This is a genomic window from Streptomyces sp. NPDC007189 (genome assembly GCF_040703635.1).
In the GTDB taxonomy this organism is placed as follows: domain Bacteria; phylum Actinomycetota; class Actinomycetes; order Streptomycetales; family Streptomycetaceae; genus Streptomyces.
In genome coordinates, this window is sequence record NZ_JBEYEY010000059.1 from 1 (window position 1) to 6,086 (window position 6,086).

The 6,086-nt window shown below is 71.9% G+C and carries 1 protein-coding gene; it reads left to right on the plus strand.

Annotated features, from left to right (window positions below):
* Nucleotides 1–6,086: SDR family NAD(P)-dependent oxidoreductase (locus tag AB0950_RS40230; RefSeq protein WP_366780800.1), on the plus strand; the 6,086-nt coding region annotated here is incomplete at both ends.

Below are 6,086 nucleotides of genomic sequence, written 5' to 3' on the forward strand. Positions count from 1 at the left end.
CAGGCGTTCGACCTGATGGACGTGGCGCCCGAGCGGATCGGGCAGATGCTCACCGATCTGGTGGAGCTGTTCGAGGCGGGTGCGCTGAAGCCGCTCCCCGTCGCCTGCTGGGACGTGCGCCGCGCGCCGGATGCCTTCCGGTATCTGTCCCAGGCACGCCATGTCGGCAAGGTGGTGCTGACGGTCCCGGTGCCGCTCGACCCGCAGGGCACGGTTCTGGTGACCGGTGGCACGGGCGGTCTGGGCGCGCTGGTCGCTCGGCACCTGGTCACGGAGCACGGCGTACGGCACCTGCTGCTGGCCAGCCGGCGTGGCCTGGAGGCGCCTGGTGCCGCCGAACTGGTATCGGAACTCGGTGAGTTGGGTGCTCAGGTCGAGGTGGTCGCCGTAGACGTGGCCGACCGCGACCAGCTGTCCGCCGCCCTCGGCGCGATCCCGGCCGAGCACCCGCTGACGGCCGTCGTCCATACCGCCGGCATCGTCGACGACGGTGTCGTGGCGTCGCTGACGCCGGAACGTGTGTCCCGGGTGATGCGGCCGAAGGCCGACGCGGTGGCTCATCTGCACGAGCTGACCCGCGACGCGGACCTGGCCGCGTTCGTCGTCTTCTCGTCCGTCATGGGCACCTTCGGCGGTGCCGGTCAGGCCAACTACGCGGCGGCGAACGCCTTCCTGGACGCCTTCGCCTGCGTGCGCCGCACGGCCGGTCTGCCCGCGACGTCTTTGGCCTGGGGCCCGTGGGCTCCGGGGGCCGGTATGACAGCGGAACTCTCCGAGGCCGACCTGCGCCGCATGGCCCGCGAGGGCATGCAGCCGCTGGCACCGGAGCGGGGACTCGCGCTCCTGGATGTCGCACTGGAGCGGGGCGCTGCGCTGGAGCGGGCCGCCGTCCTGCCGATGGAGCTCGACCTCGCCGGCATGCGTCGGCGCGCGGCCGACGAAGTGCCCGCGCTGCTGCGGGCCCTGGTCCGGGTCCGCACCCGCCGCAAGGCCGAAGTGGGTGCCGGAACCCACGGCCAGGACCTCAAGGCCCAGCTCACGGCGGCGCTGCCGGCGGACAGAGACCGGCTCGTTTCGGAGCTGGTCCGTGGCGCGGCGGCTGCCGTCCTCGGCCACGGCTCGGCAGCCGACATCGAGCCGGAGCACACCTTCAAGGAACTCGGCTTCGACTCCCTGACCTCTGTCGAACTGCGCAACCGCGTCAACGCGGCCACCGGGATGCGGCTCCCCGCCACCCTGATCTTCGACTACCCCACCCCGGCCGCCCTGGTCCGGCACATCACGACCGAGCTGGTCGGCGGCGCCCAGCCCGCGAACGAGGCACTGCTCCCGGCCCCGGTCGCCGTGGGCGACGACCCGGTGGTCATCGTCGGTATGGCGTGCCGTTTCCCGGGTGGGGTCGGTTCACCGGAGGATCTGTGGCGGCTGGTGCGGGAGGGTGGTGACGCCATCGGTGCGTTCCCCGGCGACCGGGGCTGGGACTTGGACGCTCTCTACGATCCCGAGCCGGGCCGGGCGGGACACACGTACGTCCGCGAGGGTGGATTCCTCTACGACGCTCCACTCTTCGACGCCGCCCTGTTCGGTATTTCGCCGCGTGAGGCGCTGGCGATGGATCCGCAGCAGCGGCTGCTGCTGGAGACGTCGTGGGAGGTGTTCGAGCGGGCCGGTATCGACCCGGCGAGCCTGCGCGGCTCCCGCACCGGCGTGTTCGCCGGCGCCATGGCCCAGGACTACGGCACATCGCTGCGCGGCACCTCCGAGGGCACGGACGGCTACCTCCTGACCGGCAACACCGGCAGCGTGGCGTCCGGTCGTATCGCGTACACCTTCGGTTTCGAGGGTCCTGCGGTGACGGTCGACACGGCGTGCTCCTCCTCGCTGGTCGCCCTGCACCTGGCGGCACAGGCCCTGCGCTCCGGCGAATGCGACCTCGCCCTGGCCGGCGGTGTGACCGTCATGTCCACCCCGGACACCTTCCTGGAGTTCTCGCGGCAGCGGGGGCTGGCGTCGGACGGCCGGTGCAAGGCGTTCTCGGACGGCGCGGACGGCACGGCGTGGTCGGAGGGCGTGGGCCTGCTGCTGGTGGAGCGGCTGTCCGACGCCCGCCGTAACGGTCACCGTGTGCTGGCCGTCGTCGCCGGGTCCGCAGTGAACCAGGACGGTGCCTCCAACGGACTGACCGCTCCGAACGGTCCCTCTCAGCAGCGGGTCATCCGCCAGGCACTTGCCGGCGCCGGGCTCAAGCCGGGTGATGTGGATGCGGTGGAGGCGCACGGTACGGGCACGCCGTTGGGTGACCCCATCGAGGCGCAGGCTCTCCTGGCCACTTACGGTCAGGACCGTGAACGGCCGCTGCTTCTGGGTTCGTTGAAGTCGAACATCGGTCACACGCAGGCTGCCGCCGGTGTCGGTGGTGTGATCAAGATGGTGATGGCGATGCGGCACGGTGTGCTGCCGCGCACGCTGCACGTGGACGAGCCGTCGTCGCACGTGGACTGGACGGCGGGTGACATCGCGCTCCTGACGGAGGAGCGGGCATGGCCGGAGAGTGACCGTCCGCGCCGGGCGGGTGTGTCGTCGTTCGGTATCAGCGGCACCAACGCCCACGTCATCCTCGAAGAAGCCCCTCAGGACGCCCCTCAGGGTGCGCCCGAGAGCCCGGCCGAGGCGGACGGGACTGCGCCGGCGCAGGATTCGACGTTCCCGCGGGTCCTGCCCTGGGTGCTGTCCGCGGCGGGCGGTGCGCTGCCCGCGCAGGCGCAGCAGCTGGCCCGCTTCATCGAAGGCCGCCCGGATCTCGCCCTCGCCGACACCGCCCTCGCTCTGGCCACTACACGGACGGTGCTGGAGCACCGCGCCGTGGTCCTGACCGGCGACCGCGACGAACTGCTGGGCGCACTCCACTCCCTGGCGGAGGGCCGGACAGAACCCGGCACCATCCAGAACACGGTACAGACCGGCGGTCGTACAGCGTTCCTGTTTGCTGGCCAGGGCTCGCAACGCCTCGGCATGGGCCGCGAGTTGTACGCCACGTACCCGGTGTTCGCGGAGGCCTTCGACACGGTCGGCGCGGAACTCCCCTTCGACCTCAAGGCGGTCGTCTTCGGCGAGGACGTAGAGGCGCTGAACCGCACGGAGTACGCCCAGCCGGCCCTGTTCGCCCTCGAAGTGGCCTTGTTCCGGCTGCTGGAGTCCTGGGGCGTCCGCCCGGACGTGCTGGCCGGTCACTCCATCGGTGAGATCGCCGCGGCACATGTTGCCGGGGTTTGGTCGCTGTCCGACGCCTGCCGCCTGGTGGTTGCGCGCGGCCGTCTGATGCAGGCGCTGCCGCCGGGTGGTGCGATGGTGGCGCTGCAGGCGTCGGAGGACGAGGTACGGCCGTTCCTCGATGACGTGCGCGTGGGCCTGGCCGCGGTCAACGGCCCTCAGGCAGTGGTGGTTTCTGGTGAGGCCGGCGCGGTGGAGGAGATCGCGGCGCACTTCCGGGCGCAGGACCGCAAGGTGACGGGACTGCGGGTGAGCCACGCGTTCCACTCGCCGTTGATGGAGCCGATGCTCGCCGGCTTCCGGGCCGTGGTCGAGAGCCTGACTCCGGCGGAGCCGCGCATTCCGATCGTCTCCACCTTGACCGGCGAGTCCGCGACCGCCGAAGAGCTGATGTCGGCCGAGCACTGGGTCCGGCACGTACGGCGCCCGGTGCGCTTCGCCGACGGTGTGCGGCGCCTGGAGGAGCAGGGCGTCACCCGGTACGTGGAGCTGGGCCCGGACGGCACGCTGACCGCGCTCGCCCAGTCGACCAGCGACGACGCCGAGAACCGTCTGCTCGTCGCCGCGCTCCGCAAGGACCGCCCGGAGGCCCGCTCGGTCCTGTCGGCGGCGGCCGAACTCTTCACCCGGGGCACGGCGCTCGACTGGAGCGCCCTGTTCGCCGGGACGTCCGCTGACGCCCGGTCCGCTGCGGAGCTGCCGACGTACGCCTTCCAGCGCCGCCGCTTCTGGCCCTCGGCCTCCGCACTGCGCGCCAAGGACCTCGGCGCCGTGGGTCTGGGTTCGGCGGAGCATCCGTTGCTGGGTGCGGCGGTGGAGCTGGCCGGTGGTGAGGGTGAGGTGCTGCTGACGGGCCGTCTGGCGCCGGGGGCGCAGGAGTGGCTGCGTGACCATGTGGTGGCCGGTTCGGTGGTGTTCCCGGGGACCGGCTTTCTGGAGCTGGCGTTGCGGGCTGGTGAGTCGGCGGGCTGCGACCGGGTGGAGGAGTTGACGATCGCGGCGCCGCTGGTGTTGCCCGAGCGCAGTGGTGTGCGGGTCCAGGTGCGGGTCGGCGCGGCGGACGACTCCGGCCGGCGCCCGCTGGAGATCCACTCCCGCGCCGAGGATCTGACCGACGACCGGCCGTGGACCCTCCACGCGACCGGGACCCTGGCCGAACTCACGGACACCGCTCCCCGGACCGACTTCGACTTCGCCGTGTGGCCGCCGCAGGAGGCGGTCGCGGAGCCCGTGGAGGAGGTGTACGAGCGTTTCGCGGGCCTGGGTCTGTCGTACGGGCCGGTGTTCCGCGGACTGCGGAGCGTCTGGCGGCGCGGTGATGAGGTCTTCGCCGAGGTCGCCCTGCCCGAGGAGCAGGAGACGGCCGCGGGACGGTTCGGTCTGCATCCGGCGTTGCTGGACGCCGCGCTGCACGCGGCGCTGTTCTCGCCGGTGTTCGGTGACGGCCGGGCCCGGTTGCCGTTCTCGTGGGCCGGGGTGTCGCTGTGGGCGTCCGGAGCGCGGGAACTGCGCGTGCGGATGATCCCGGTCGGTGCGGACACCATCGCTCTTGAACTCGCTGACACGGCTGGCGAGTTGGTCACCGAGGTCAAGTCGTTGACCCTGCGAGAGGCGACCGGCGCGCTCACCGCGACCGACGCCGGCAGGCCCGACAGCCTCTTCCAGCTGGACTGGACGCCGATGCCCGTACCGGTCGCCCCGGAAGGACCGACGTACGCCGCCCACCTCTCCGACGAGCTGCCCGGTGGCGCGGTCGAACCCGGCACGGACGTCCTGATCCGGGTGAAGCGGCCGGCCGGTGATGTGGCCGACGCCGCTCACGAGATCACCCGCACGGTGCTCGCCCATGTGCAGACCTGGCTGGCGGAGGAGCGGTTCGAGGGCGCTCGGTTGGTGGTCGTGACCGAGGGTGCCGTCGCGATCGGTGAGGAGGACCCCGACCCGGCTCAGGCTGCGGTGTGGGGTCTGGTGCGTGCGGCGCGGGCGGAGGCTCCGGGGCGGTTCGTGCTGCTGGACGTGGACGGTGCGGAGGAGTCGTGGGGGGTTGTCGCGGGTGCGTTGGCTTCGGGTGAGCCGGAGTTGGCGGTGCGCAGTGGGGCCGTGTACGTGCCTCGGCTGGGCCGTGCGTCGACAAGCGTTCTCACGCCGCCGGTGGGGGAGTCGGCCTGGCGGCTGGACATCGCGGAGAAGGGCACACTGGAGGGGCTTGCCCTTACGCCCGTCGACGCGCGGTCGGAGCTGGGGGAGGGGCAGGTCCGGATCGCCGTACGCGCGGCGGGTCTCAACTTCCGTGATGTGCTCAACGCCCTCGGCATGTATCCGGGTGACGCCAAGGACTTCGGCCTCGAGGGTGCCGGTGTGGTGACCGAGATCGGCCCCGGTGTGACCGAACTGGCCGTCGGCGACCGGGTGATGGGCCTGTTCTCCGGCTCCTTCGGCCCGGTTGCCGTCGCGGACGCACGCAGGGTCGCGCGGATCCCGCAGGGCTGGTCGTTCACGCAGGCGGCTTCGGTGCCGGTGGTGTTCCTCACGGCGTACTACGCGCTGACGGACCTCGGCTCGGTGCAGGCCGGCGAGCGGGTGTTGGTGCATGCGGCGGCCGGTGGTGTGGGGATGGCGGCGACGCAGTTGGCCCGGCACATGGGCGCCGAGGTGTTCGGTACGGCGAGTGTCGGCAAGTGGGGCCACCTTCGCGAACTGGGCTTGGACGACCGGCACATCGCGTCCTCGCGTGATACGGACTTCGAGGCGGCGTTCCTGGCGGTGACGGACGGCCGGGGTATGGATGTGGTCCTGGACTCGCTGGCCGGTGAGTT